At 72.2% G+C, this 25,383-nt stretch carries 18 protein-coding genes and 3 pseudogenes; 12 read left to right on the top strand and 9 right to left on the bottom strand.

Annotated elements, in window-relative coordinates:
- Nucleotides 1-159: 159 nt before the first annotated feature.
- The 4 genes from C2142_RS04285 to C2142_RS04270 all read right to left on the bottom strand — a co-directional run bounded on the left by C2142_RS04285 (nucleotide 160) and on the right by C2142_RS04270 (nucleotide 2,908).
- Nucleotides 160-654, bottom strand: a complete 495-nt coding sequence (locus tag C2142_RS04285) for a universal stress protein (protein WP_162002400.1) — start codon at nucleotides 652-654, stop codon at nucleotides 160-162.
- A 427-nt stretch (nucleotides 655-1,081) separates the two neighbouring features.
- On the bottom strand, nucleotides 1,082-1,528 hold the full coding sequence (locus tag C2142_RS04280; RefSeq protein WP_148641155.1) for a heme-binding protein: 447 nt from the start codon (nucleotides 1,526-1,528) through the stop codon (nucleotides 1,082-1,084).
- A gap of 63 nt (nucleotides 1,529-1,591) precedes the next feature.
- Nucleotides 1,592-1,912 (bottom strand): NIPSNAP family protein, encoded by a 321-nt coding sequence (locus tag C2142_RS04275; protein ID WP_148641154.1) that lies wholly within the window; start codon nucleotides 1,910-1,912, stop codon nucleotides 1,592-1,594.
- 30 nt (nucleotides 1,913-1,942) lie between these two features.
- Entirely contained in the window at nucleotides 1,943-2,908 is a 966-nt protein-coding gene (locus C2142_RS04270; RefSeq protein WP_148642174.1) for an NADP-dependent oxidoreductase, read from the bottom strand.
- 141 nt (nucleotides 2,909-3,049) lie between these two features.
- Between C2142_RS04270 and C2142_RS04265 the strand changes: the two genes are divergently transcribed.
- The 4 genes from C2142_RS04265 to C2142_RS04250 all read left to right on the top strand — a co-directional run bounded on the left by C2142_RS04265 (nucleotide 3,050) and on the right by C2142_RS04250 (nucleotide 6,973).
- Nucleotides 3,050-4,030, top strand: a complete 981-nt coding sequence (locus C2142_RS04265; protein ID WP_148641153.1) for a helix-turn-helix domain-containing protein — start codon at nucleotides 3,050-3,052, stop codon at nucleotides 4,028-4,030.
- Nucleotides 4,031-4,272: 242 nt separating this feature from the next.
- Nucleotides 4,273-5,106 (top strand): CPBP family intramembrane glutamic endopeptidase, encoded by an 834-nt coding sequence (locus C2142_RS04260; protein WP_148641152.1) that lies wholly within the window; start codon nucleotides 4,273-4,275, stop codon nucleotides 5,104-5,106.
- On the top strand, nucleotides 5,106-6,317 hold the full coding sequence (locus C2142_RS04255; RefSeq protein WP_148642173.1) for a histidine kinase: 1,212 nt from the start codon (nucleotides 5,106-5,108) through the stop codon (nucleotides 6,315-6,317). The genes C2142_RS04260 and C2142_RS04255 overlap by 1 nt, the downstream gene beginning before the upstream one ends.
- Nucleotides 6,314-6,973, top strand: a complete 660-nt coding sequence (locus C2142_RS04250; protein ID WP_148641151.1) for a response regulator transcription factor — start codon at nucleotides 6,314-6,316, stop codon at nucleotides 6,971-6,973. Before C2142_RS04255 ends, C2142_RS04250 begins: the two co-directional genes overlap by 4 nt.
- A 380-nt stretch (nucleotides 6,974-7,353) precedes the next feature.
- On the opposite strand, the gene C2142_RS04245 is transcribed toward C2142_RS04250, so the two are convergent.
- From C2142_RS04245 to C2142_RS04230, 4 genes are all read right to left on the bottom strand, one after another.
- Nucleotides 7,354-7,758 carry a hypothetical protein gene (locus C2142_RS04245; protein ID WP_148641150.1) on the bottom strand — a complete coding sequence of 135 codons (405 nt, stop codon included), beginning with the start codon at nucleotides 7,756-7,758 and terminating at the stop codon, nucleotides 7,354-7,356.
- A 57-nt stretch (nucleotides 7,759-7,815) separates the two neighbouring features.
- Entirely contained in the window at nucleotides 7,816-10,704 is a 2,889-nt protein-coding gene (locus tag C2142_RS04240) for a BTAD domain-containing putative transcriptional regulator (protein WP_277347320.1), read from the bottom strand.
- Nucleotides 10,705-10,964: 260 nt separating this feature from the next.
- Nucleotides 10,965-11,240, bottom strand: coding sequence for a hypothetical protein (locus tag C2142_RS04235; protein ID WP_148641148.1), 276 nt, complete (start codon nucleotides 11,238-11,240; stop codon nucleotides 10,965-10,967).
- 133 nt (nucleotides 11,241-11,373) lie between these two features.
- Nucleotides 11,374-12,732, bottom strand: coding sequence for a BTAD domain-containing putative transcriptional regulator (locus C2142_RS04230; RefSeq protein WP_148641147.1), 1,359 nt, complete (start codon nucleotides 12,730-12,732; stop codon nucleotides 11,374-11,376).
- Between the two features lie 340 nt (nucleotides 12,733-13,072).
- Here C2142_RS04230 and C2142_RS04225 point away from each other — a divergent pair.
- From C2142_RS04225 to C2142_RS04190, 8 genes and pseudogenes are all read left to right on the top strand, one after another.
- Nucleotides 13,073-13,180, top strand: a pseudogene (locus C2142_RS04225) (family 1 glycosylhydrolase); the annotation flags it as partial.
- Between the two features lie 683 nt (nucleotides 13,181-13,863).
- Nucleotides 13,864-14,748: a metallophosphoesterase gene (locus tag C2142_RS04220; protein WP_148641146.1), complete on the top strand. Its 885-nt coding sequence runs from the start codon at nucleotides 13,864-13,866 to the stop codon at nucleotides 14,746-14,748.
- 407 nt (nucleotides 14,749-15,155) lie between these two features.
- A complete protein-coding gene (locus tag C2142_RS04215; protein WP_174315579.1) occupies nucleotides 15,156-16,667 on the top strand; it encodes a TIGR02677 family protein in 1,512 nt (503 codons plus the stop codon).
- Complete coding sequence (locus tag C2142_RS04210; protein WP_148641144.1) at nucleotides 16,664-17,878, top strand: TIGR02678 family protein; 1,215 nt, start codon at nucleotides 16,664-16,666, stop codon at nucleotides 17,876-17,878. Before C2142_RS04215 ends, C2142_RS04210 begins: the two co-directional genes overlap by 4 nt.
- Nucleotides 17,879-17,894: 16 nt before the next feature.
- Nucleotides 17,895-21,980, top strand: coding sequence for a TIGR02680 family protein (locus C2142_RS04205; RefSeq protein WP_148641143.1), 4,086 nt, complete (start codon nucleotides 17,895-17,897; stop codon nucleotides 21,978-21,980).
- Nucleotides 21,977-23,203, top strand: coding sequence for a TIGR02679 family protein (locus C2142_RS04200; protein ID WP_148641142.1), 1,227 nt, complete (start codon nucleotides 21,977-21,979; stop codon nucleotides 23,201-23,203). Before C2142_RS04205 ends, C2142_RS04200 begins: the two co-directional genes overlap by 4 nt.
- A 69-nt stretch (nucleotides 23,204-23,272) precedes the next feature.
- Nucleotides 23,273-23,351 (top strand): annotated as a pseudogene (locus C2142_RS39270) (hypothetical protein); the annotation flags it as partial.
- 177 nt (nucleotides 23,352-23,528) lie between these two features.
- A pseudogene (locus C2142_RS04190) lies at nucleotides 23,529-23,615 on the top strand (scramblase); the annotation flags it as partial.
- A 563-nt stretch (nucleotides 23,616-24,178) separates the two neighbouring features.
- Here the strand turns inward: C2142_RS04190 and C2142_RS04185 are convergent.
- A complete protein-coding gene (locus C2142_RS04185; RefSeq protein ID WP_148641141.1) occupies nucleotides 24,179-24,913 on the bottom strand; it encodes a DUF899 domain-containing protein in 735 nt (244 codons plus the stop codon).
- Nucleotides 24,914-25,383: the final 470 nt, after the last annotated feature.

Below are 25,383 nucleotides of genomic sequence, written 5' to 3'. Positions count from 1 at the left end.
GGGTGGGGTGCGTGGGCAGGGGCGCCGATCGACCCCGTCCGACGAGCACGTGGTCGACTTCCGTGGTCCGTCGTGACCTGAAGACTGCCCCACAGGGCGCCGTCGGGGACCGTCCGAGCCTGTCCCGACGGCCGGGTCGATCGTTTCGGACATCGGCGCTCAGGAAGGTTCGGTGTCGGGTTCCGCCGGGACGACAACGACCGGGAGACGGGCGTGGTGGACGACCTCGGTACTGGTCGATCCGAGGGCGAGGCGTCCCCAGGCGCCCGATCCCCGGGAGCCGACCACCAGCAGGCCGGCGTCCGTGCTGGCTTCGAGGAGGACCTGCGCCGGGCGGCCGGGTTCGCAGACGATCTCCACGTCCACGAACGGTGCGCCGAGCTGCTCCTGCAGTTCCCTGACGGAGTCGGCCACGGCCTGGGTGACGAGATCGCGCTGCTGGGGGACGGGGCCGCTGTCGGGGCCGGAGGAGACCGTCCATTCGAAGCCGGATCGCCGGGTCGGGGCGTACTCGTACGCGCAGACGGCCCGCAGACCGGTGGCGCGAAGTCGGGCCTCGCGGAGCGCGAAGGTGACGGCATTCCGGGCCTGGGGGGAACCGTCGGTGCCGACCACGATCGGGCCGACCGTGTGGCGGGCAGCGGGATCGGTCATGGGTGACCTCCAAGGATTCGGTGGCACGGAGTTGCGCGCGGCCGTCGTGGCCCGTACGGCGGCGGGGTCCGATCGGCCGGCCGCCGCGGGGTGCACTTCCCAGCCTGCCCCTGTCCGTTCACGGGCACCATCGCAGTCCATGAGCCGCGTCCGGTCGGACACCGCCGGTGACCGGCTTTTCGGCGGGCCCCGACGTACCCTGGCGGCCGTTTCCGCAGTCACGAGGGATCGGCGGTGCGCGGCCCGTGAGCGAGGACACTGTCCTCGCTGTGCCGGTCGACAGCCTCTCCGCCTCCCGCCTTCGAGGGCGGACTCGCAGTCCTGCCAGCGCTGTCAGGCGGCACGGAGGACCGGCGAGCAGTCCGCAAGGCCGGCTGGTCAGGGCAATCGGCTGCAGCCGTCAGTGGACCCACACTCCGGTGGCCGGTCAGGGACCGGGCAGCTCGAACCCGAGAGCGGCCAGGGCCTCCTCGGCGGCCTGTTGGTCCTGCTCGTAGCTGCCGCCGGAGATGCCCAGCCCTCCGATGCACCGGCCGTTCTCGGTGATCGGGTAGCCGCCGCCGACGGCCGTCAGGCGAGGGTGGCCGGTCAGTGGTGCGACCCGCGGGTTGGCGAGGTAGTCGTTCCACGTATGGGTGGGGATGTGAAACGAGGCCGCAGTCCAGGCCTTGTCGAACGCGACCTCGGCGGTGAGGAAGGGCGCGTCGTCGGCCCGGTCGAATGCCTTCAGATGGCCTCCCTGGTCGGTGACGGCGATGGCCGGCGTGAAGCCGATCCGGGCAGCGGCGGTGCGTACCGCCGCGATGAGTGCGCCGGCGGCAGCCTGGGTGACCGACGAGGCGGGGGCCGACTTCCGCAGTGTGCCGGAGCTCATCAAGGTTTCCTTCGCTGGGGTGGGGTGGGGTGGGGGCGGTGGCGGGCAGCAGCCGCAGCCGGGTCACCGCAGGGGCGAAGCCGGGGTGGGGACCGCGTGGGTGACGACGGACTCCTCGGGGATCAGCAGGTCGTGGACGACCGGGCCGATCTCGTTCCTCCAGCGGTCGTGCTGGTAGACGGCCGCGTACAGGGCTTCGCTCCGGGCCTCGTTCTCGAAGCGGCGCATCCACACGTAGCCGTCCTCGTCCTGGGCGTCGACGAAGGAGGCGGTCACGTCCATGCCCAGCGAGGCCTGGAACGGGATGACCACGTCCTCCATGTAGCGCACCCACTCCTCGCGGCGTCCGGGCCGGGCCTGGTAGCGGCGGATCTCGTAGTACATGGTGCTCCTCCAAACTCCCCGCGGGGGCGGTCAGTCGGCGATGGTCAGGACGATCTTGCCGCGGGTGCGGCCGGCCTCGACGCGGGTGTGTGCCGTGCCGGCCCGCTCCAGCGGGAACGTCTCCTCCACCTCGACGTCGACTTCACCGGCGTCAATCAGGCCTGCGATCGTGGCCAGCGCCGCGCCGTCCGGCTCGACCAGGTACGGAGTGACCCGCACGCCGGCGGCCTCGGCGGCCTGGGCCAGCTCCGGGGAGACACCGGCAGGGACGGCCACCAGCAGGCCGCCCGGGCGCAGGACCTTCAGCGAGCGGGTGCTGGTCCGGTCATGTGCGTCGCCCACCAGGTCGATGACGACGTCGACGTCGTGGGCGACGTCCTCGAAGCGGGTGGTGGTGTAGTCGATGGTCTCGTCGGCGCCGAGTTCCTTGAGCCAGCGGTGGCGTGCGTCGCTGGCGACGGCGATCACGTGGGCGCCCAGGTGCCGGGCGAACTGGACCGCGAAGTGGCCCACTCCGCCGGCGGCGGCCGTGACCAGGACGCGCTGGCCGGCCTGCACACGGGCGGTGTCGACCACGGTCTGCCAGGCGGTCAGCGCCGCCAGCGGCACGGCGGCCGCGTGCGTGTGGTCGATGGTGGCCGGCTTGCGGGCCCACTGGCGGGCCGGAGCGGTCACGTACTCGGCGTAGGCGTTCGCGGCGCGCGGGAACCACGGCATCCCGTACACCTCGTCGCCGGGCGCGAGCGTGGTGACACCGAAGCCGACCTCCTCGACGACGCCGGAAACGTCCCAGCCCAGGGTCAGTGGGAACGTCTGCAGTCCCGCCATGCCCTGCCCTTCGCGGGTCTTCCAGTCCACCGGGTTGACGCCGGCGGCGTGCACACGTACCAGCACCTCGGTCGGCAGCGGCTCGGGGCGCACGACCTCCTCGACGGTCAGCACCTCCGGCCCGCCGAACTCCCTGACGGTGACAGCCCGCATGGTGCGCTCGCTCATGTTGTCCTCGCTCATGTTGTCCTCGCTCATGTCCGTCCCGATCTCTTCCGTCGGAACCGCGGTCCCGACGGAAGAAAGATTGGCGTGTGCTCGCGGACGCGGGTGAGTGGCCGGGGAGCCACCTGTCGTACCATTCCGGCCATGCCGCATCGTGTTGCCGTTCTCGCCCTCGACGGAGTCCTGCCGCTGGACCTGGGCATCCCGGCCCGGGTGTTCAACGAGGCCTGTGAACCGGACGGGACCCGCCTGTACTCCGTCAGTACCTGCTCCCTCGGAGGCCGACCGGTCCGCACGCACGAGGACTACCGGATCGTCGTCGACCACGACGAGTCGGTGCTGGAGACCGCGGACACCGTCGTACTCGCCACGCAGGAGCCCGGCGAGCACCTGCTCGCGACCGGCACGCTCCCCGAGGAACTCGCCGCGGCTCTGGACCGGATAGGGCCGCGGACCCGCATCGTCAGCCTGTGCACCTCGGCCTTCCTGCTCGCGGCGGCCGGTCTGCTGGATGGTCGGCGAGCCACCACGCACTGGGCGCTGTGTGACGCGCTGGCACGGCTGTTCCCCGACGTCGAGGTCGATCCGGACGTGCTGTTCGTCGACAACGGACGCATCCTGACGTCCGCCGGCGGAGCGGCCGGCATCGACCTGTGCCTGCACCTGGTCCGTCTGGATCACGGGGCGGCGGTGGCCTCGGCCGCCGCGCGGCGCTGCGTGGTGGCGCCGTGGCGTGAGGGCGGGCAGGCACAGTTCATCGAGCACCCGGTCCCGCAGGACACCGACTATTCCACTTCGGCGACGCGGCAGTGGGCAGTGGACCGGCTGGCCGAGCCGGTCACACTGGAGGACATGGCCCGGCACGCTCACATGAGCGTGCGCACCTTCACCCGGCGGTTCCGCAGCGAAGTGGGCTGCAGCCCGCTGAAGTGGCTGGCGCAGCGGCGGCTGGCGCACGCGCGCCTCCTGCTGGAGTCCACCGACCTGACCGTCGCGCGGGTCGCCGCTGTCTGCGGCTTCGGCGACGCCGTCGCCCTGCGCAAGCATTTCCACACGTATGTGGGCCTGTCACCACTGGCCTACCGTCGCGCTCACCGCGCACGGGAACCCATGACGGCACAGTGACCGCCCAGCCGCTGCAGCCGGCGCCGCGGCCTGCTCTGCGCCGTGACCGGAGCCTCCCCGCAGCTGCACAGGCTCGCACCCCGGGAGGGTGGCTGGGGTCTGTCCCCCGTGAGAGCTACGTGCAGGTGTCCCCTGTGAGGTGACGATTCCTGATCACCGTTTCCCTAGCGTTCGGTTCAGCCGCGGCGCCCTGGCCGCGGACCGGACAAGGAACCGGAAACGGAACCGAAGAAAGAGTCGTCATGAAACTGGTGTGGCAGATTTCGGCCGTGGTCCTGGCCGGTGCGGTCGGCGGACAAGGTGCCACCGCGGTCCAGGACAACCCGTGGCTCTCGCTCCTCGTGGGCGGCTTGACGGTCATGCTCTCGGTGCTCGTCTACCGATGGGTCGTGGGGCGTACCGAGCGGCGCCCGGTCACGGAACTGGCCCGCGAGGGAGCGCCCGGGTCGCTCCTGCGGGGCCTGGTGATCGGGGTCGCGATGTTCGGATCCGTCATTGCGAACATCTACTTCCTCGGGGACTACGAGGTCCACGGCTTCGGCTCCCCGGCCGGGGCGATCGGGCTGGTCGGCTTCATGGCGGGCGCCGCCGTCACGGAGGAACTGATGTTCCGCGGCCTGCTCTTCCGGCTCGTGGAGCGCGGCCTCGGAACGTACATCGCGCTGGCTCTGTCCGGCAGCGTGTTCGGTGCGGCCCACCTGCTCAACAAGGACGCCACCCTGCTGGGCGGCGTCGCCATCGCCATCGAGGCCGGCGGCATGCTCGCCGCCGGGTACGCCGCCACCCGCTCCCTGTGGCTGCCGATCGGCCTGCACTTCGGCTGGAACTTCGCGGAGTCCGGCATCTTCGGCACCGAGGTCTCGGGCAACGGCGACACGCACGGACTGCTGGACGCCTCGACGTCGGGGGCCAAGCTGCTCACCGGCGGCGAGTTCGGCCCGGAGGCCAGCGTGTACGCGACGCTGTTCGGCGCGCTGCTCACGGTCGTCTTCCTGCGGCTGGCCCGTCGGCGCGGCCACATCGTCCCCCGCCGGCGTGCCGAGCGCGTCGACGCCCTCGCTACACTCACCCGGTGATGAGCCTTCAGGGGGCCGGTCAGGTGTGGCGCCGGCTCGACGTCACCCTCCGCGACCTCCCTCTCGGGGCACTGTTCCTGGTCGCGTCGTTCCTGCCGGGACTACGCGGCCACGGGACGCAGGTCGGGGACCTGCCGACCCGCCCCTTCGACGCGCTGGCCGTCGTGGCCCTCGCGCTCGAATGCCTCTCCCTCGTGGTGCGCCGGCGGTGGCCGGTCATCTGTCTCGCGCTGGTGGCGTGCGGCTTCGCCCTTGACCAGTTGTGCGGCTACCACTCGGCCGCCGGCACCACCCTGCCCGTCGCGCTGATCAGTGCCGGCTTCCATCTGGAACAGCGCCGGCGCACCACCGTGATCCTTCTGTCCGTGGCGTACGTGCCGCTGGCGATCGCGCTTGCCCGGCTCGGTTCGGGCGGCGAGACGGCGACGGAGTTCGTGACGTTCTACCTGACGCTCGCCCTGGCCTGGGGAGCCGGGGCGTGGCTGCGTTCCACACGGGCCACGGAGGCCGCACGCCGCGAGCGTGTGGCTGCCGAGACCCGTACTGCCGAACGCATCCGCATCGCCCGCGAGTTGCACGACGTGGTGACCCACCACGTGACCGCGATGGTCGTCCAGGCCGAAGCCGCCCGCTACCTGACCGCCGCACCCGAGCGGCTGGAGCAGTCCCTGACCGCTGTCAGCGACACCGGCCGCCGCGCCCTCACCGACCTGCGTCACCTGCTGGACCTGCTCAACCCCGGTCACGGCACCGACTACGAGACCGGCCACGGCACCGACCACGGCGGCGGCCCGGCGGAGGCCATGCAGGCCAGGACACCGGCCGTCGGCAGGGTCCTCACGCTCGTCGAGCAGACCCGCCGGGCCGGACAGCCCGTGGAGTTCACCGAGCGGGGCACACCGCCGGCATCGACCGGCAGCGCCGACCTCGTCGCCTACCGGGTGGTGCAGGAAGCACTGACCAACGCCCTCAAGTACGCTCACGGCAGCCACACTTCCGTGCAGGTTCAGCGCGGCGAGAGGGAGATCACCGTGGAGGTCAGCACGGACGGAACCGGCTCACGCGCCACCGCCGTCGCCGCCGGCAGCGGACGGGGCCTGGCGGGCCTGCGCGAGCGCGTCGACGTTCTGGGCGGCGACTTCAGCGCCGGCTGCGGCCCGGACGGCGGCTTCACCGTCCGGGCACGAATCCCCGCCGACGGCACCTCGTGAGCGCACCGATCCGGGTCCTGGTCTGCGACGACCAGATGCTGGTCCGCACCGGCCTGGTCACCATCATCGGTGCCCAGCCCGACATGGAGGTGGCGGGCGAGTGCGGAGACGGACGGACCGGGGTCGACCTCGCCCGCAAGGTACGACCCGACGTCGTCGTGATGGACATCCGCATGCCGGTCCTCGACGGCCTCGAAGCCACCCGCCTGCTGGCCGGCGTCGGAGTGCCCCACCCCGTCAAAGTCCTCGTGGTGACCACGTTCAACCTGGACGAATACGTCTACGAGGCACTGCGCGTCGGCGCCTGCGGCTTCCTCCTCAAGGACGCCCCTCCGGACCGACTGCTCCACGGCATCCGGACCGTGGCCACCGGCGCGGCCCTCCTCGACCCTGACGTGACACGCCGCCTCGTCGGGCGCTACGCCGCCCGCATCCGCCCCGCCGAGAAGACCCACCGGGACATCCCGCTCACTCCTCGCGAACTGGAAGTTCTCCGCCTCGTCGCCGACGGCCTCTCCAACAGTGAGATCGCCGCAACCCTCGTCATCAGCCATGAGACCGTCAAGACCTTCGTCTCCCGCATCCTCACCAAACTTCAACTTCGCGACCGGGTCCAGGCCGTCATCTACGCCTACCGCCACGGCCTGGTCACCTGACCGGGCATTCCGTCCCCGGTCCGGAGGCGCAGGTTCCGCTGCGCGAGGGCCGGAACTCGCTCGCGGCACGTGGCCCTGCCCGCCTCAGTGAGCACCGTCGGCCTCGTCTCCGGCCGTACCGCCGCCACCCGAACGGAGCCGCCCCGCGGCTCCCGTGGCCGGGTGGGCCGCCGTGCTCCCGTGAGGTCCCGCCTGTTCGCCGGGCTCGTGCCGACTCGTGCCTTCCCGTCGACGTCCGGCCGGCGCCACTGTCCAGCGGGGCCTGGCGCGGGGCCACCGGGTGCCAGGGCGTCCCGCCCCCGTGAGTGTCGGGGGCGGGACGCGGTGCGGGCTCAGGACCCACAGGGGCGGAGGGCGGTGTCACCTCACCCCCCGGTGGCTCAGTACCAGAGGTCGGGGCTGAGCTGGTAGTCGTAGCCGCTGCCGGGCTGCCAGTAGAAGCGGGCCTCGGCCTTGTAGTCGTGGCCCGGGGTCGGGTTGTTGAGGGTGTAGGTGTAGGAGTACTGGCCGGAGTGGCAGGGGAACGAGGTGGAGATCGCCTGGCTGCCGGTGGTGTAGTCCCAGATGATGATCTGCTCGGTGCAGTTGTTGCTCGCGAAGTTGGTGTTCACCTGCGCCGACACCTGGCCGCCGCCGGCGCTGATGCAGGTCTGCTTCCAACCCGGGCCGCCGCAGCCGCCGCCGCTCGATGCCGAAGCCGTACCGGCGCCGGTCAGTGCGATCCCGCCGGCGAGCGCGGTGGTGGCCAGGCCCAGGACGACCCGACGGATTCCCTTGACGGACATGTGCGTTGCCTCCCTATTGACCCGGTCCGGTTGACCGGGGCACGACATAAGGCTCGGTCATGGCGATGGACATTCGATGAGCACGCCGAGCAGCTGCTCGGTCTCGGCCGCGTCGGCGTCGAGGTCCAGCCGCCTGAAGTGCTCAAGCGCCTGTTCGAGGCAGGCCCTGGCCCGGCTGCGGTGGCCCAGGTCGGCGAGGGCCTGGCCGAGGACGCGCAGCACGGTGCCCTCCAGCATCCCGCCGACGCAGTGGGCCGGTGGAACTGCCTCCTCCGCGGCCCGGACGGCGGCCGTCGGCCGCCCGGCCGTGAGGTGGATCCCGGCGATCAGGCCGCCGGTCGCGGCCTGGAAGGCGGGCATGCCGAAGGAACGGAACCGGGCCAGGGCGCCTTCCGCCCGCTCCAGGGCCCGTGCGAGGTCGCCGCAGAGGTGGAGGATCCGGGCCAGGTAGTAGCTTCCGACGGACGAGGAGATGGACACCTCACTGCCGGTCAGCTCGGCACACCGCTCACCGGCCGCGCGGGCCCGGGCGAGGTGGCCGCTCCTGGCGTGGTTGTAGCCGAGCTCGCCGAGTGCGAGGCCCTCGGCGGTCTCGTCGTCGAGCTGGTGGAACAGCGACGACGCCTCTTCGAGCGGACCGATCGCCGCCTCGAAGTCGCTCAGCACCCGCGCGTTCGCCCCGAGCAGCTGGAGGACGTTGGCGCGCAGTCGGCGCAGCGCCGCCCCGGCGCACAGTGGCAGGCAGCGGCGGAGCTCCTCGCCCGCCGCCGCGTAGGAGCCGGCGTGCCAGAGCATGCTGCCGCGGACCGAGCGGGCGAGCGCCTCGGCGTCCCGTTCGTCGCGGGCAGGCGCCGCCTCGGCGACCCGGGCCGCCAGGTCGCCGACCGTGGTCACGTAGTCGCGGCCGAACAGGATCGAGCCCATCTTGTCCGTCAGGTCGGCGGCCTGGGCGAGCGGCAGGGCCGGGTCCTGGCAGGCCCGGCGGATCACCGCCTGGTGGAGGTCGGTCTGGTCGCGCAGCCAGGCGGTGGCGTCCTCCACCGTGTCGAATGACCTGCCGGGCACGGTGGTCTCCGCCGTGATCAGGCTGCGGCGGGTGTGCTCGACGTGGTGGGCGGTCGCCTCGGCGTTACGGGCGGTGGCCAGGCAGAAGGCGAGCAGCCGGGCGTACGCGGCCGAGACCTCTGCCGGGGCGTCCTCGCCGGCGCAGCGCCGGCGGGCGAAGACCCGCAGCAGGTCGTGGAGCCCGTACCGGTCGGCGGCGGGGGAGTTCAGCAGGTTCAGGTCGACCAGGGATTCCAGGAGCTCGCGGGTGCGCTCAGGGGAGCGGTCGAGCAGCGTTGCGGCCGGGTCCAGGCCGAGCACGGGCGTGTCCGGGAGGGCGAGCAGCCGGAGGGCGCGGGCCTGTTCGCTGTCGAGCCGGGCGTAGGAGAGCGCCAGGACGGGCTCGACCGAAGTGTGGTGGTGGGCGAGTTCGGCGAGTCGGGTCCGCTCGTCGGCCAGGGCGGAGGCCAGGCCGGCCAGGGACTGCGCGGGGTCGGCTGCGAGCCTGGAGCCGGCAACCCGTACGGCCAACGGCAGCAGGCCGCAGGCCGTGACGATCGCGGTGGCGGCCTCGGGCTCGGCCTCCGTCCGGGCGCGGCCGGCGACGGTGGCGAGCAGGTCCAGCGCTTCGGCCGGCTCCATCGCGTCGAGGTGGAGGTGGTGGGCGCCCGGGAGACCGGTCAGCCAGACCCTGCTGGTGACCAGGACGGCGCAGGTCCGAGCGCCGGGCAGCAGCGGGGCGGTCTGCTCGGCGGAGGCCGCGTTGTCGAGCAGCACCAGCAGGCGGCGGCCGGCCACGGTGGTGCGGTAGAGCGCGGCGCGCTCGGCCGGGTCTGCCGGGATCTCCCGGTCCGCGACGCCGAGCGAGGCCAGCAGCTGGCCGAGTGCCTCGGCCGGGTCGAGCGGGTCGGCCTGGGCGCCACGCAGGTCCAGGTGCAGTCGGCCGTCGGGGAACCGCTCGCGCAGGGCGTGGGCGACGTGCACGGCCAGACTGGTCTTTCCGGAACCGCCGATTCCGTTGACCGCCGAGATGACCACGGCGCCCGGGTCGGGCCGGGTGAGCACGGTGGTCAGCTCTGCAGCAGCGCTCTGCCGGCCGGTGAAGTCGACCAGGGGAGTGGGAAGTTGTTCCGGTACTGGCGAGCTTCGGGAGTCCGTCCCCCGGTCGGGAGCAGGCCGGCCGTGAGCTGCGGCCGAGCGGCCCACGGGGCGGGTGGCCGTGCCGAGGGTGGGGTCGGCGTGCCGAATCCGCGTGTGCAGCGCGTCGAGCTCCGGGCAGTCCAGCCCCTCGGTGTGGTAGTCGCGCCGGGCATCGGCGTACACGGCCCGCGCCTCGGCCGGGCGGTCCGCCAGGTGGTACTCCAGCATCAGCAAGGCGCGAAACCGCTCGCGGAACGGGTGGGCGAACACGGCTTGGTCGAGCTCGACCAGGCAGGACGGGTTGTCCCCCAGATCGACGTCGAGGGCGAGCTTCGCCTCCAGTGCCGCCACCCGGCGTTCGGTCAGGTGGCGGCGGAGATCGACGGCATGGCCGCCGGGCAGTCCGGCCAGCGGCTCGCCCTTGTGCAGGGCCAGCGCCCGGGTCAACAGGTCGCGGGCCCGCGGCCGGTCGGCGGCGGCGTTCTCCGCCTGCGCGACGAGGCGGTCGAAGGCTACGGAGTCCAGCGACTCGGCGGGGACGTCGAGGCGGTAGCCGCCGTCGACGGTGACCAGGAGGTGTGCGGCGTGGTGGTCGCGCAGCGCGCGACGCAGCCGGTAGGCGTGGGTGGCCAGGACGGACTTGGGCCGGGTGGGCGGGTTGTCCTCGTCGAAGATGCCCTCGGCGAGGCGGGCGGCGGTCAGCGGCCGGCCCGGGTGGGCGAGCAGCATGGCGAGAAAGGCCTGCTGTTGGCGGCGGCCCAGGTCGAGGCGGCGGTCGTCGACCCGGGCGGTCAGCGGGCCGAGCAGGTGGAAACGCAGGTCGGACGCGCTGGAGGCGGTGCGTTCGGTGGCGGGTACGGGGTCGGTGGCGATGACGGCTCTCCCGGCGGCTCGTCGGGCCCCGGGTGGACGGCGCGCCGGGGCTGGTGGATGGCGTGGCGCGTGGGGGATTCGCTGCGGGCTGGGGGCTGGGGGCTGGGGCCGAGGGCCGGGGGCGGGGCGGTAAGGGCGGCGCGCGGGGCTCAGCGGCTCTCCGGTACCGGCCGAACGGCGTGGGGGCTCTCGGTGGAGCTCGGGTCGGCGATCCCGCCGTGGAGCCGGCCGGCGGCGCGCCTGACCGCCTTGGTGCCGCAGCCGGCCGTGCTGGACGCCCGGGTCGCGTACCGGGCGGACCGGTTGCCGTCCGGCGCGTAGTGGGCGACCGGGTAGCCGTCGCCCTGCCTGATCAGGCGCGCCGCACCGTGCTCGGCGGCGGTGCCGGCCGGCGCGCGGTTGATACATGTGACGGTCCCACTCATCAGTTCGTCCTCTTCCCATCGCCGGTGATTCCGGGCGGCTTACCTGATCAGATGGTGATCGCCGCCGCCTTCGGGATTTTGTGATGGGCCGGTTGACGAGGGATGAACGCTCGCGTTTATTCGCAGACGGATCTTATGTGTGCGGGTGTGAAAGGAGGGCGGAAATCGGCCAGGCGGGACGGCCCACCAAGCGGCTCGCGGCCCACCGTAGGGCGCGGGGCTGATGGTCGCACGCAGCGGCCAGGGCCCGCGCCGCGTCCGGTTCCCGGGCCAGGCGCCCGGGGCCCAGGGCGCGGGACAACAGCTCGATCCCTTCGTCGGGCGTCATCCGGCCGACGGTGACGGTGTGTCCACCGGGCAGCGGTCGGCCGGCGGTGACGAGAGCCGCGCTTCCCGGCTCGGCCGGCAGCAGCGGGCGGACCTGCTCGGCATCGACGGCGCCGTCGAGCAACACCAGGACGCGCCGCCCGGCGAGCAGCCGAAGGTAGAGCGTGCGCAGGTCGGTGAGGCCCGGCGGGACGGCGCGCTCCTCGACGCCCAGGGCCCGGACGAAGGCGGCCAGGACGGCGGCCGGATCCGCGCCGGGGGCCTGCCCGCCCAGGTCGGCGTGGAGCTGGCCGTCGGGATGGCCGGGGGCGAGTCGGTGTGCGGCGTGGATGGCGAGCGCGCTCTTGCCGTAGCCGGGCGGCCCGGTGACGGTGACCCACCGTGGTCCCGGCGCGGCCAGGGCGGCGGCGAGCTCCGTCAGCAAGGTCGCTCGGCCGGTGAAGTCGGCAATGTCAGGCGGGAGTTGGAACGGCCGGCGAACCTGCCGGGGGGCGGTGCGGGAGGCCCAGGGCGTCCAGTCCGCCAGGTCCGTGGCCCGGCCGCGGAGGCGTGCCGCCAGAGCCGCCGCCTCGCCGCCGGGGGCGGAGTCGGCGAGCAGGGCGAGGGCCTGCTCGGTGCGGCCGGCCCGGGCCAGCGCGAGCGCGTGGGGGACGACGGTGGCCGGCTCCGGGGCGGGTTCCGCCGTGAGCGGCAGCCCGAGTTCGACGTCGAGTTCGAGCTGGGCCAGCCGGGCCTCCTCCCGGCGCCCGGCCAGCATCCGGCGGTCGTGCTCGGCGAACGGGCCCGGCACGCCGTCCAGGGCCACCGGCGCGGACCACCGGCCGAGCGCGGCTGTGAGCAGAGCGTGGGCCCGCTCGGGCTGCCGGTTGCGACGGGCGGCGGTGGCGGCGGCGAGCTCCGCGAGGAACACCGCGCGGTCGATGTTCGCCGGGTCCGCCTCCAGCCGGTACGCCTTGCCGACGTGCCGCAGGACATTGCCGCCCTCGACGGAGCCGCCCTCGACGGTGCCGTCCGCGCCGGCCAGGGCGTTGCGCAGCCGGTACATGGTGGCCGGCAGCCCCCTCGCCCGGTTCGGCGCCTCGTCCACCTCCTCGCCCCAGACCCCGTCGATGATCTCCGCCACGGGCACCGGCCGCCCGGCGTTCGCGAGCAGGACGGCGAGCACCGCGCGGTCCCGAGCCCGGTTCAGCCGCAGCTCCCGATCGCCGTGCCGGGCCCTGAGCGATCCGAGCGTGCTGAAGTGCAGCTCCAGCGGGATCCTCCCTGCGCGACCGAATCCGACATCCGGTCATGCTACGGCGGCGGTACGCGCCGGCAAGGGGGCCGGTCGATATCGCGCCATCGACCGCCGAACACGGCGGCCCATCGGAAAGCGGGCGCACGAAGTAGCCGGGTTGATCGGCCCTCTCAACTCTGCGGTGGAACTGTCGCCTTGAATAGGGGTGACGTCCTGCAGTTGTGGTCTCGTCACAATGACAGCCTGTTCGTCGGGCCGAGGGCTACCCCAGCGCTTCGGCCTCGTCCACGTCGACTTCGAGACGCAGCGCCGCACGCCGAAGGTGTCGTACGCCTGGTGCCGAGACCTGATCGCAGCTCATCGGGTCCACCATTAGCGGTAGTTGGCCGTCGGAGTTGCGTCGATCCCAGCGCGCCGCGATTGGCCCGGGTAGCGATACCAGGATGTGGATCGAGTCGCGCTCGGAGAAGCCCTTGAGGTCTCGCTCGATGTCCTGCGCGAAGTCGTCGAGCAGGCGGTCGCCGCGGTGGAGGTTCGGCTTCTTCAGGGCATCCACTACATCGGGGTCGGTCACATCGACCGCCTCGCGGCGCAGCGGCCAGTACGTCGCAGCCGTCCCGGAGAAGGAATGCAGTGCCGCGAGCTCCCCATCGACTCTCCGGAAGTACGGCGGCAACTCGGCCACGTGGCCATGTGCGTGGACGCGCACGATGCGCTCGGCATTGTCGAGCCAGGACCTTGTGCAGGACTGCGTGGTCGATGTACTCCGCAACCCGGCCTGCGAGGTCCGCGGGGTTTCGGCGCCGGTCTGCAGGTAGTCGCCGAAGTAGCTGCCGAAGTAGAGAGGCTTTCCACATGCGATCGTCGGCCTGTGCTCGGATTCGGGCTTGACGGTTGTTCGTCCCGGTTCCGATACTTGCGTCGGCTCGGTTGGTCGGTAGGACGACGGAGCGCTGGGTCGTGGGCAACCGGGCATGGAACCGGTGGTCGACATCTCACCGTTGCGTCGCTCGACCTACTGGGATACGAACAGTTGTCTCTAGTATGGGATTGTGAGCGATGAAGATTGCCTTCGTCGGTGATGTGCACGGGCGTGTGCTGCACGCGCTGGGCGCTCTGACGATGTTGCAGGCGCGGCGAGGGGTGCGGCTCGATGCCGTCATCCAGGTCGGGGATCTGGGGGCCTACCCGTCTGCCGGACGGTTCGATGAAGCAAGTCGTCGGTTCCATGCGGACAATCCGGCACAGGGTGACTTCTTCCGACTGCTCGATTCAACGGCGCAGGTGGCTACGGGTGTGGTCGCCGCCCTCCAGCAACTGCCCCGGATCCTGTTCCTGAGTGGAAACCACGAGGACCACGAGTGGCTCGGCTCCCTGCACGACGAGGGCCGCGCTGATGTCGTGCCCGTGGATCCCTTCGGCGCGTTCCACCATGTCGTCTGTGGTCACGCCATGGAGGTCGCCGGGGAGCACGTGGCGTTCCTCGGTCTGATCGAGGCGCCGGGGAAAATGGACTTCGACGAGGCGGCGTACTCGCGGCTGCTCGCCACCGAACCGGGCACCGTCGACGTGCTCGTCACCCACGACGGCCCCTACGGCCTGTCCCGCAGCAGGCGAGGAGACGTCCAGGGCTCGGAGAGGCTCTCCAGGCTCATCGAGCATCTCCAGCCGCGACTGCATGTCGGCGGCCACTACCACCACGAGAACGGACCCCGCCGCTACGGCCGGACCGTGTCCCACGCGCTTGCCCAGCTGGTCGACCCCAAGAGAGATCGGTGGCAGCCGGAGCCGGTCAATCCACACCAGCGGGTCACGGCCGGCAGCATCGGTGTACTCGACACCCGGACATATGCGTTCGAATACGTCCATGACGACTGGCTCGCCGACATCAGCGGCGACGACCTCGACCTCGCTGGGATCGCCGAGAAGGCAAGGTCCCGATGACAGCGGCCCCGGGCTGAGCTCGGGCTCGCCCACCAGGGGCGATCACATCAGGCGTTGATCGCCCGTCACCGGACTAGTCGCGCCCTGGTGGCAGCGTGTCTCCGCAGCTACCGGGTGGCCCCGGGGCGCGGGGAAGCACCAGGTGGCGTGACGCGTGGCAGAAGGATTCGGCTCGACGACAACACGCGTCGCGACAGGGATACCGATGCGAGCCTCCTCCGGCTGGGTCGGCTCCCTCCGAGGGTGTGGGAGTACGAGGCTGTCGAGGACGCCGTGTACAAGGTGGGGCCGGCGCTTCGGGCTGATTTCCCTTCCGGTCCCCCGATCCGGTCCGCTCCGTCGGTGCGTCCGCGTACTGTGGTGCCCAACGGAGGGGAGGGGAGTCGTTGCGCAGAGTGCCGCCGGAGATGTTCCGGTTCACGACGGGGGAGAAGGCCGAGCTCTACGGTGCGATCCTGCAGGCCTTCGGTGCGGCCAACGAGCGGTTGGAGACAGCTCTCGGGCTGGACGAGGTCCGCACCCGGCTGCGGACGGTCGGCTGGCTCGATGCGGTGCACGACGACGATCTCCAGGAAGCGCTGCGGAAGCTCAGGGAGTGGCAGCTGCTGGATGTCGTCCAGAACCACGCGGAGAACTACCGCACCGCTGAGGAGTACGAGCGCCGCAACCTCCAGTACTCGCTGACCCGGCGCGGTGAGGCCGCGTTCGCCGGGGTCGAGCACGCCCTGTCCGTGCTCGCATCGACGGGTGCGCTCCAGACGGCGGTGCTGGAGGCGATCACGGACCGGCTCGACGAGCTGTACGTGCTGCTGGGGGACCCCGTCTCCTCGGACCGTCGGGTCTTCACCACGCTGCAGGAGCTGGAGGGCCACCTGGAGGCTCTGCTGGCCAACACCAAAGCGTTCAACGGTGAGTTGCAGCGCCTGTTGCGCGCCGAGGGCGCGGACCTGGCGACCTTCCGTGAGGTGAAGGCCGCGACGGTGGCCTATCTCCAGGAGTTCCTCGTCAACCTCGACCAGCGGGGCCAGGCGGTGGCCACTGCCGTGGAGCGGGTCGAGCATCGCGGGGTGAGCCTGCTGCACGAGCGGGCACTGCGGGGTGCCGAGCTGCCACCGGTCGCCGACGGCGATCCCGCGCCGGCCTGGCTGGAGCGGCGCCGGGCGCGTTGGGAGGGCCTTCGGGCCTGGTTTCGGCCGGCGGACGGGTCGCGACCCCGGGTGGAACAGCTGCACGACGTCGCGCGTCGCGCTATCGTGACGCTCCTCCAGGTCCTCGACCGGATCACCGAGTCACGGCGCCGCTCGTCCAGCGCGGTGCAGGACTTCCGGGAACTGGCCCGCTGGTTCGCCGCGGCGCCCGGCGAGGACGACCTGCACCGCCTGTGGTCGGCCGCCTTCGGGCTGGGGCCGGCCCGCCATGCCCATCTCGCCCACCCAGACCCGGAGTTGGTGCCGTCATCGGGGACGTGGGCGGAGGCCCCGCCGGTGGAGGTTTCGGCCCTGCTGCGCACCAGCGGTCGCACCGAGCGGTTCACGCGCACCGGCAAGGTGCGCGACGTCGGCGGCGTAAAGGCGGCCCGGGCCGAGCGGGCCCGGAAGGAGCGGGCCGAACTTGAAGCGGCCTGGGACGTCCTGGGCACTGACGGCCCGGTACGGCTCTCCGGCTTCGGCACACTGGACCACGCCGTCTTCGAGCGACTGCTCGACCTCCTCGGCCGGGCGCTGGCCGTCCGGCCGGACGGCAGCGGAGCGCGTCGGGCGGTCACCTCGGACGGCCGCGTCGAGGTCGTCCTCCGGCCGTTGCCCGGCGGCGGACGAGCCGTCCTGCGGACGCCTCGGGGGAGGCTGGAGGGGCCTGACTACCTGGTGGAGATCCGCAGCCCAGGCAGCGCGCGGCCCGCCGGACGGGTGACGGGATGAGCACCCTCGCGAACCAACTGGTCCTGGCCGAGCGGCAAGACGTCGCCCGGGGCATCAGGCTCCTCCTCGGCCGACCCCTGATCACCGAGCGTGGTGACCCGCCCGCCTTCGAGCTGATCCGTCGCCGGCAGGACCCGTTGACGAAGTGGTTCGACTACCACTGTGGCTGGCAGCTGGTGGTGGAGCCTCGCCTGGGATACGCGCGTCTGCTCAAGATCCGGACCGCCCCCGACGCCTCGCGCCCCGCCCGCCGACTGCGGTCCGGCAGGGCGCCGTTCGACCGCCGCCGCTACACCCTGCTGTGCGTCGTCGTGGCCGAGCTGCTCCCGGTCCCGGTGACGACGGTCGGCCTGCTCGCCGACCGGGTCGTCCAGGCCTGTGCCACCGACGAGGCGCTGCCGCCCTTCGACACGGCGACCAGGTCCGAGCGCATGGCCTTCGTGGACGTCCTCAAGCTGTTGGAGTCCTACGGCGCGCTCCTCACCGTGGACGGCGTCACTGAGAGCTTCGTCGACTCGGCGAAGGCCAAGGTCCTCTACCGGGTGGACGCGACCGTACTGATGCGCCTGCTCGCCGCGCCGGTCGGGCCGTCCCGGCTGGCCGTGCCGGCGGAGGACGTGCCGCTGCGCTTCGAGGAACTGCTGCGGGGTGCGGTGCGCGAGAGCCGGTACGGCGGTGCCGACGCCTCCGATGCACAGCGCAACCTCGGGCTGCGGCACTCGGTGCTGCGCCGGCTCTTCGACGATCCCGTCCTCCACCACGACGAGCTCGGCGCAGACGAACTCGCCTACCTCAGCTCGCCGACCGGGCGCCAGATCGTCCGACGCGCCGCCGAGCAGGGCGGCTTCGTCCTGGAAGAGCGGGCCGACGGCCTGCTGCTGGTCGACCCGGACGGGATCGCCACCGACAGCCGCTTCCCGGACGACTCCGCGACGGCCCGCGTCGCCGCCCTGCTCCTGCTGGATCCGCTGACGGCAGCTCCGGACGGGCTGACACCGGAACAGCTCACCGTCGAGGCGAACGAACTCCTGCGACGCTTCCCGCAGTGGGCGAAGAGCTACCAATCGGAGGACGGCGCCCAGCGCCTCACGGCCGATGCCGTTCGCGTCCTCGACGACTTCGGCCTGGCCCGCCGGACAGGCGACCGCACCGTTCCCCGGCCTGCGGCGTTCCGGTACCGGACCACCGTGACCGACGGTCCCGCAACCTGACCAGGGAAGACTTCCGATGACCGTGACACAGCTCCCGCAGCGCTCCGCGTTCCCGACGGTGGCCGCAGCAGTGCGATGGCGGCCCTCCAGGGCCGGCATCCTGAACGTCTGGCGCTACTACGACGAGACCTTCACCTTCCACGAGGGCCGACTGCTCCTGCGGGGGCAGAACGGCACCGGCAAGTCCAAGGCGCTGGAGGTGCTGCTGCCGTTCCTGCTCGACGCCAGCCTGCGCCCCAACCGGCTGTCCACCTTCGGCGGCTCCGAGCGCACCATGCACTGGAACCTGATGGGCGAGGGCACCTCGGGCAAGACCCGTGTCGGGTACGTGTGGCTGGAGTTCGTCCGCGACGACGGCGGTCCCGTCCGGTTCACCTGCGGCGCCAGGCTCCAGGCCAGCGTGCACACCACCAACGTCACGGTCGACTACTTCACCACCGGCGCACGGATCGACCGCCCCGGCGGTCTCGCCCTGGTCAACGACGCGGGTCAGCCGCTCACCCGCGCCGCCCTGGCCGAAGCCCTGCAAGGCCGGGGCGAGCTGCACGGATCACCGGCCGACTACCGCACCACGGTCCGGAGCACGCTCTTCCCCGGGCTGAGCGAGCAACGCTACGACGCCCTGATCACCGCACTGCTCCAGCTCCGCACCCCCAAGCTGTCCGAGCGCCTGGATCCCTCGCTGCTGTCCTCCCTGCTGTCACGGGCCCTGCCCCCGCTCGGCCAGGGTGAGATCACCGAACTGGCCGAGGGCTTCGAACGCCTCGACCGCCAGCGCGAGCACCTGAAGACCCTGGACGAGGAGGTGGCCGCGGCCACCGCCGTGGCGAACCAGCAACGCGGCTACGCGCAGCGTGTCCTGCGCGCCGGGGCGGCGGCGCTCATCTCCGCGACGACCGAGATGGACAACCTCGCCCGCATCGCCAGGGAGAGCGAGGAGGCGCACACCGAGGCCCTGCGCCGGCGCGAGGAGAGCAGGGGAGCACAGGAGGAGCTGGAACACCGGCGTCAGGAGATCGACGGCGCCATCGAGGGACTGCTCGGCTCCGAGGTCTACCGGCAGGGGCAGGAACTCGACCAGCTCCGCAGCAGGGCCGACCAGGCCGCCCTGACCGCCGCCCGTGTCCGCGCCGCCGCCGGCAGGAAGGTCCACGCAGCCACCGAGGACGCCGAGCGCGCCGACGATGCGCGGCTGCGCTCCGAGCAGCGGGCCGAACGCACCCGAGCCGCCCGGGAGGAGACGCTGGCCGCGGCACGGCGAGCCGCCATGGAGTCCGTCTGCACCGAGGTGCAGTCGCTGCTCGGCACCGCACCGGGTCGGTCCGGGGACACTGAGGAGCAGGGGCGCAAGGCCCGTCGCCTGTTGCGCGGTGCGGTCGTCTCGCGGCACGGCCGGATCGCCGAGGTCCGCGCCGCCGTCGAGCGTCATGAGCGTTCCGTCGCGGACCGGGCGACGGCGGAGCAGCACCTCGACTCGGCGCGCGAACGGTTGGCCGACGCGACCGCGCGGCGCGAGGGGAACGCCCACGCCTACGAGACCGCCGTCGGGGCCCACGCCGAGCTGCTGCGCCGGTGGGCTACTGCCGACTGCACCGAGCTGTCCATCGACGATGCCGAGGAACTCGCGTCCCGTGCCGCCGTCGAGACCGACGTGCTCGCGCTGGTCGAGGCCTCTGCCCGGGTGGCGGAGAGCTCCATCACCGCGGACGAGACGATCGCCCGCGCCGGCCGGGACGACGCCCGTGCCCGGCGCGACCGGGTCGTCGGGGAACTGGAACGCACCGCGGCCGCGGCCGATCTCCCGCCGGTCCCACCACGCACCCGTACGGCCGACCGTTCGGTCCTGCCGGGAGCGCCGCTGTGGCGCCTGCTGGCATTCCGGCCGGACGTACCGCCTGCCGACCAGGCGGGCGTCGAAGCCGCCCTGGAAGCCGGCGGCCTGCTGGACGCCTGGATGACCCCCGACGGCAGCCTCGTCGTTGCCGGCCACGACACCCTCGCCGACCCGGCATCGGTGGTGGCCGCACCGGGCCCCTCGCTGCTCGACGTTCTCGCTCCGGAACCTGACGGCCCGGTGCCGCCCGGCCAGGTACAGCGGCTGCTGGCCGGCATCGCCTACGGTGCCACACTCCCCGCAGGCCACCCGGCCGCCGTGGCGGCCGACGGAAGCTGGCGGCTGGCGACGGCGGTCGGCTCTTGGAGCAAGGAGGAGTCCAGCCACATCGGCGCCGCAGCCCGGGAACGTGCGAGGCAGCGGCGGATCGCGGAGCTCACCGCCGAACTGGCCGGGGCCGACACCACCGTCAATGGTTTCGAGGGGCGGCTGCGCGCTCTCGCCGACCGCCGGACGCGCCTCGGTGCCGACCTCCGCTCCCGGCCGCACCACCGGGAGGTGGCACAGGCCAAGCGCGACTGGGAGCGGGCCGAGTCCGAGGTGGGTGCCCGCGAGGACGCCGTCCGCGAGGCCGTCGAACGCCTGGCGCGGCAGGAGGACGCGGTCGCGGACGCGCTGCGTGCGCTCGCCGTCGCCTCGGCCGAGCACGCCCTGCCGACGGAGCGCGCTGCCCTGGACACGGCTGCCGGGGCGGCCGACGCACTGCGCGAACAGGCCGACGTCTGGCTCGACGCCCACCTCGCCTGGACGGGCGCCCAGCACGCCTGGGACACCGCCCGCAGCCATGCCGAGGTGTCCCGAGGCGCGGCAGCCGAGAGCCTGAACGAGGCCGAGGATGCCGAGGCCGCAGCGCGCGGGCTCCGGTCCGCGCTCCAGGCCGTCGAGAGCACCGTCGGCGAGGACTACCGCCAAGTGGCCGTCCGCATCAGCGACTTCCGGAACTCGCTCGACCGGATCCGCCGTGAGATCGACACCGGTACCCAGGCACTTCTCACTCTGGAAGGCCGGATCGGCTCGCTGAGCGCGACCATGGCCCAGGACGCGGCCCGACGCGACGACGCCGTGGCGGCCCGCAACGAGGCCGCCCACGGCTTCCGCCGCCTCTGCGTCCTCGGATTTCCCGACGACGCGGGCCTCGGCCTCATCCTCACCTCCCTGGACGGCACGCGGGCCACCCTCGAAGCGGCGCGCGAGACCGCTGCCACGTGGCCCAACCTGCCGCACGGCGCCAGGAACCTCGGCGACTCCCTGAACCGCCTCTCCGAGGCCGTCCACCGCGCCCGCCAGAGCCTCAGCAGTCGTGCCGACCTCGAACTCGAAGCCGAAGAGGACATCCACGTCCTCACCGCCACCATCGACGGCATCCGCGTCGGCGCGACCAGCCTCCTCGCTCTCCTCACCGGCGACCGTGACCGAAGCCAGGACGACATCACCGCCGCCGAACGCAGCCTCTTCGATCGGACCCTCACCGGCGACACCCGCCGCCACCTGGCCTCCCGCATCCGTCAGGCCGGGGAACTCGTCGAGCGGATGAACGGCCACCTCGAACGGGTCCGCACCGCCTCACGGGTGGCCGTCCGTCTGGTGTGGCAGATCCACCCCGACCTGCCCGCCGGCACCCGGACGGCCCGTGAACTGCTGCTCAAGGACCCGGCCCGGATCACCGAAGCCGACCGCGAGGCCCTGCACGCCTTCTTCCGGGGCCGCATCGAGGAGGCCAAGTCCCGTAACACCGCGTCCACATGGGAGGAGCAGCTCGCCGACGTCCTCGACTACACGGCCTGGCACCAGTTCGTCGTCAAGCTGGACCGCGCCAACGGCTCCGGATGGCAACTGCTCACCAAGAAGCTCCACGGCGCGCTCTCGGGCGGCGAGAAGGCCATTGCCCTCCACCTGCCGCTCTTCGCTGCGGTGGCGGCCCACTACGAGGCGGTGCCGGAGTCGCCGCGACTGATCCTGCTCGACGAGGTCTTCGTCGGCGTCGACACCGTCAACCGCGGGCAGGTCTTCGGCCTCCTCGCGGCGCTCGACCTCGACCTGGTGCTCACCTCCGACCACGAGTGGTGCACCTACCGGGAGCTCTCCGGCATCGCCGTTCACCAGCTGATCACCGGCGGTGACGGCGACGATGCCGTCACCAGCGCCCGCTTCACCTGGACGGGCACCGACCTGCTGCCCGACGAAGCCGACCCTGACGAGACGGCATGACGGACCGCCACCCTCTTGACCTTCCCGAACTCCGGCCCCTCTGGTCAGCCGTCCACGACCGGCTGTCGAGCGGCCGCCCCGTCACCCGGGTGCGGTCCGGTCCGCTCGACGACGCCGGCCGGGAGGCGTTGGCGGACCTCCTCGGACTCGACCGGCTCCCCGGCGCCGAACCGACGATCCCCCTCGCCGGACTCGACGGCGCCGTACTGGACGCCTGCGGCCGGCCCGTCCGGGATGTGGTCACCGCGATCCTCGGCCCGATCCGCGACCGGGCCGCCGAGCGTGAACTCGCGGCCGGCCGACGCGAAGCGCTCTGGGGGTGGCTGGCCGGCCACGACGTGGTCACCGCCCAGCCCGTCCTCCTGGAGTGGGTCGGCCACCTACGGACCAACGGCCTCGTCGACGGCTCACCCGACCGGACCCGGAGCCTGCTGACCGCCGCGCTGACCGTCCTCGCCGCACTCCCGGCCGGCGGCGAGCCACTCCCGGTCCTCGCCGCCCGCCTCCTCGACGGTGACTCCCACGCCCTCGACGACGGGACCAGACTGTCCTCCCTCGTCCTGCGCGCCCTGGCGGTGCTCTACGGCACCGACCTGCCTGACGTCGCCGAGGGGCGACGCGCACTCTGGAGCCGGGCCGGCGTGGCCGACGACCAGCTCTCCTCCACCGTGCTCGCCGCCGGTCTGCGCCTCGACGGCGACGGCCCGGTCGCCAGGGTCTCCCGCATCTGCGCCGAAGCCGGTCACCCCGTCAGCCTCACCCTCGCCCAACTCCGCACACCCGGCGACTTCACCGGCCCCGCAGGGCCGGTGCACATCACCGAGAACCCCAGCGTGCTCGCACTGGCCCTACGCCGCTTCGGTCACCACTGCCCGCCGCTCGTCTGCACCTCCGGCTGGCCCAACACCGCCGTGATCCACCTGCTGCGTCGACTCGCCGACAACGGAGCTTCTTTGCACTACCACGGCGACTTCGACGGCGAGGGCATCCGCATCGCGGCCCACGTCCTCGCCAAGACCGGAGCCGTCCCCTGGCGCATGGCATCCGACGACTATCGCACCGCCGCGCCCCGGGTTCCCTCGGGCCCCGATCCCGGCCGCCTCACGGCCGCCCCTTGGGACCAGGCGCTCGTCGACTCCATGGCCGAACTGCGCACCGCAGTCGTCGAGGAGGTGGTCGCCGACCTCCTCCTCGACGACCTGGCAAACCACCGCCACGGATAGATGACAGCCTGTTCGACGGGCCGAGGGCTACCACCAGCGCTTCGGCCTCGTCCACGTCGACTTCGAGACGCAGAAGCGCACCCCGAAGGCCTCGTACGACTGGTATCGGGACCTGATCGCCGAACACCGAAGCTGCGGAGATGTGTAGTTGGCGTCCTGACGCGGCGGCCCGCAGCGATTGCGTCGCCCCGGATGGTGAGCACGAGGCAGGGTGTTCGACGAGTCCGCAGCCCACTGCCAGTGGTTCAGCTGTGGGCCGGGCGGGAGGGGGCGGTCGGCCTTGCGACTGCACGATCCCGGAGAAGCGCGATCGCCGCCGAAAGTGCTCGCCGACCCGCTGCTCAGCCTCGTCGTGGCGACCGCGCTGACCGTGGACACCGCACTGAAGCAGGACGCCCGCGGCCTCGGATAACCGCAAGCGTATCCCGTGCGTTGTTCGTGCCCGCCCTCCGATCGGGGGCGGGGCACGAACAACGCACGTGTTCGGGTCGGAATCTGCCGTCGCGGCAGGAGAGTAGACGGAGATTTCGGCCGCACCGAACGACCACCCGGCAGGTCGGTTCGGACTTCCCGCTGGAGAGCGCGGCCACACTGTGGACCGGATTCCCGTACGGCTCCGCGCCCGTCAGGGTGTGACGGGCGCGGAGCCCGGGCGGAGTCGTTGGACGTCCGGTTCGTGACGGCGCGGGATCGGGGAGCCTGCGCGAGTGCCTCGAATCCGGGATGCTGTGCCCGGTGCTGCGGCGAGGCGGAGCGTCTGCCGTGGAGCCGTGCGTTCAGTCGGTCAGAAGCTGTAGACCTCGAAGGACCAGAGGGAGTAGCCGAAGCCGGTGCCGCGGGCGGTGCCGTACATCCGGATGTAGCGGCCGGTGCCGTTGAGACCGGTCACTGGTCCGATCCTTGGCGCGCTGTCGGCGTCGCCTGGTGCAGGGGCGGACCATCACAACGCGGGATCGGCCCGAGTCGGTCGAATCCTCAGCTCTTGCCGTACTCGTCGTGGCGGCGCAGCCAGTGGGTCTCCTCGCCCTCCTCGTGCCGGCCCATCGGCGTCCGGTCGAGGAGGCCGTAGTAGGCCATGGCAGGCTCAAGGCCGCGCGCAGTGGTGACGTACGTCCGGTAGACGGTGCCGTCCGAGAGCGCGTAGGCGCTCAGCCCGGGCCCCTCGGTGACGTAGCCGGGCACGTCGGTGCCGCAGGCCTCCGCCATCTGCCGGACGGTCGGAGGGATGTCACCCTGGAGGAACGGCTCCAGCTCCTCTTCGGTGTACTGGAAGCCGAGGTCGCGGTGGAAGTCGCTGCCGGCGGTGGAGATCCAGTCGAAGGTCCAGCCCATCCGTTCCCGGTAGGCGAGGAGCTTGTCGATCGGCGCCCGCGAGGAGCAGATCAGCGTCACGTCGCGGGCTTTCAGGTGGACCGCGTTGGGGTTGAGGGTGTCCGCGATCGAGGAGCAGACCGGGCATCCGGCCTCGTACGGCGGGCCGAACATGAAGTGGTAGACAAGCAGCTGCGAGCGCCCGCCGAAGAGGTCCGCGAGCGACTTGGTGCCGCCCTCGGTCTCGAAGCCGTAGTCCTTCCCGACCGGCACCCAGGGAAGCTCCCGCCGCTTCCGCGCGAGCTCGTCACTTCGGCGGGTGAGCTTCTTCTCCTCCGCAAGCAGCTCCTCTCGGGCCGCCTCGAACTCCTCCTGCGTGCCGATCCTGTGCTCGGGCATGGCCTTTCCCTCCTGTAGGGGAGCAGAACACCGCATGGCGACGCGCGGTCACCCGCGGCGGCAGCCGGCAGTGCCTGCCACCGGCTGCCCGTCCGGCCGTACATCCACCGTACGCGTGCGGCGGCGGGCCTTCGCGGCCACGCCGAATCGCCTGTTCGGCGCCGTGATCACCTGAAGGGATGGAGGCTGCGCATCCAGGTGATCGATCCGGGTAGGTGAGCCCCGCCATGTGCTGTCGGGCATCTCGTCTCGGCGCGTGGCCTGGCCTTGCCCCGACCGGATCCTGTTGGTGCAGCGCTCCACCGTCCTGCCCTCCAGCCGTAGTGGGCGACTGCCGTAGATCCTGCCGGCGTGGACAAGGGCTTTGCCGCTGTCGCCGGTGAGGCGGAGGGCCGGACCTCCGCCGACGTGGTTGATGCGGTCGGTGTCCCAGCTGAGCGGGAACAGTCGGCGGGGCTTCGGCCGTCCGC

Source organism: Streptomyces sp. CB01881 (genome assembly GCF_002953255.1).
Taxonomy (GTDB): Bacteria; Actinomycetota; Actinomycetes; order Streptomycetales; family Streptomycetaceae; genus Kitasatospora.
Note: the sequence above shows the minus strand (reverse complement) of the source record. Positions and strands in the feature narration are given on the sequence as shown.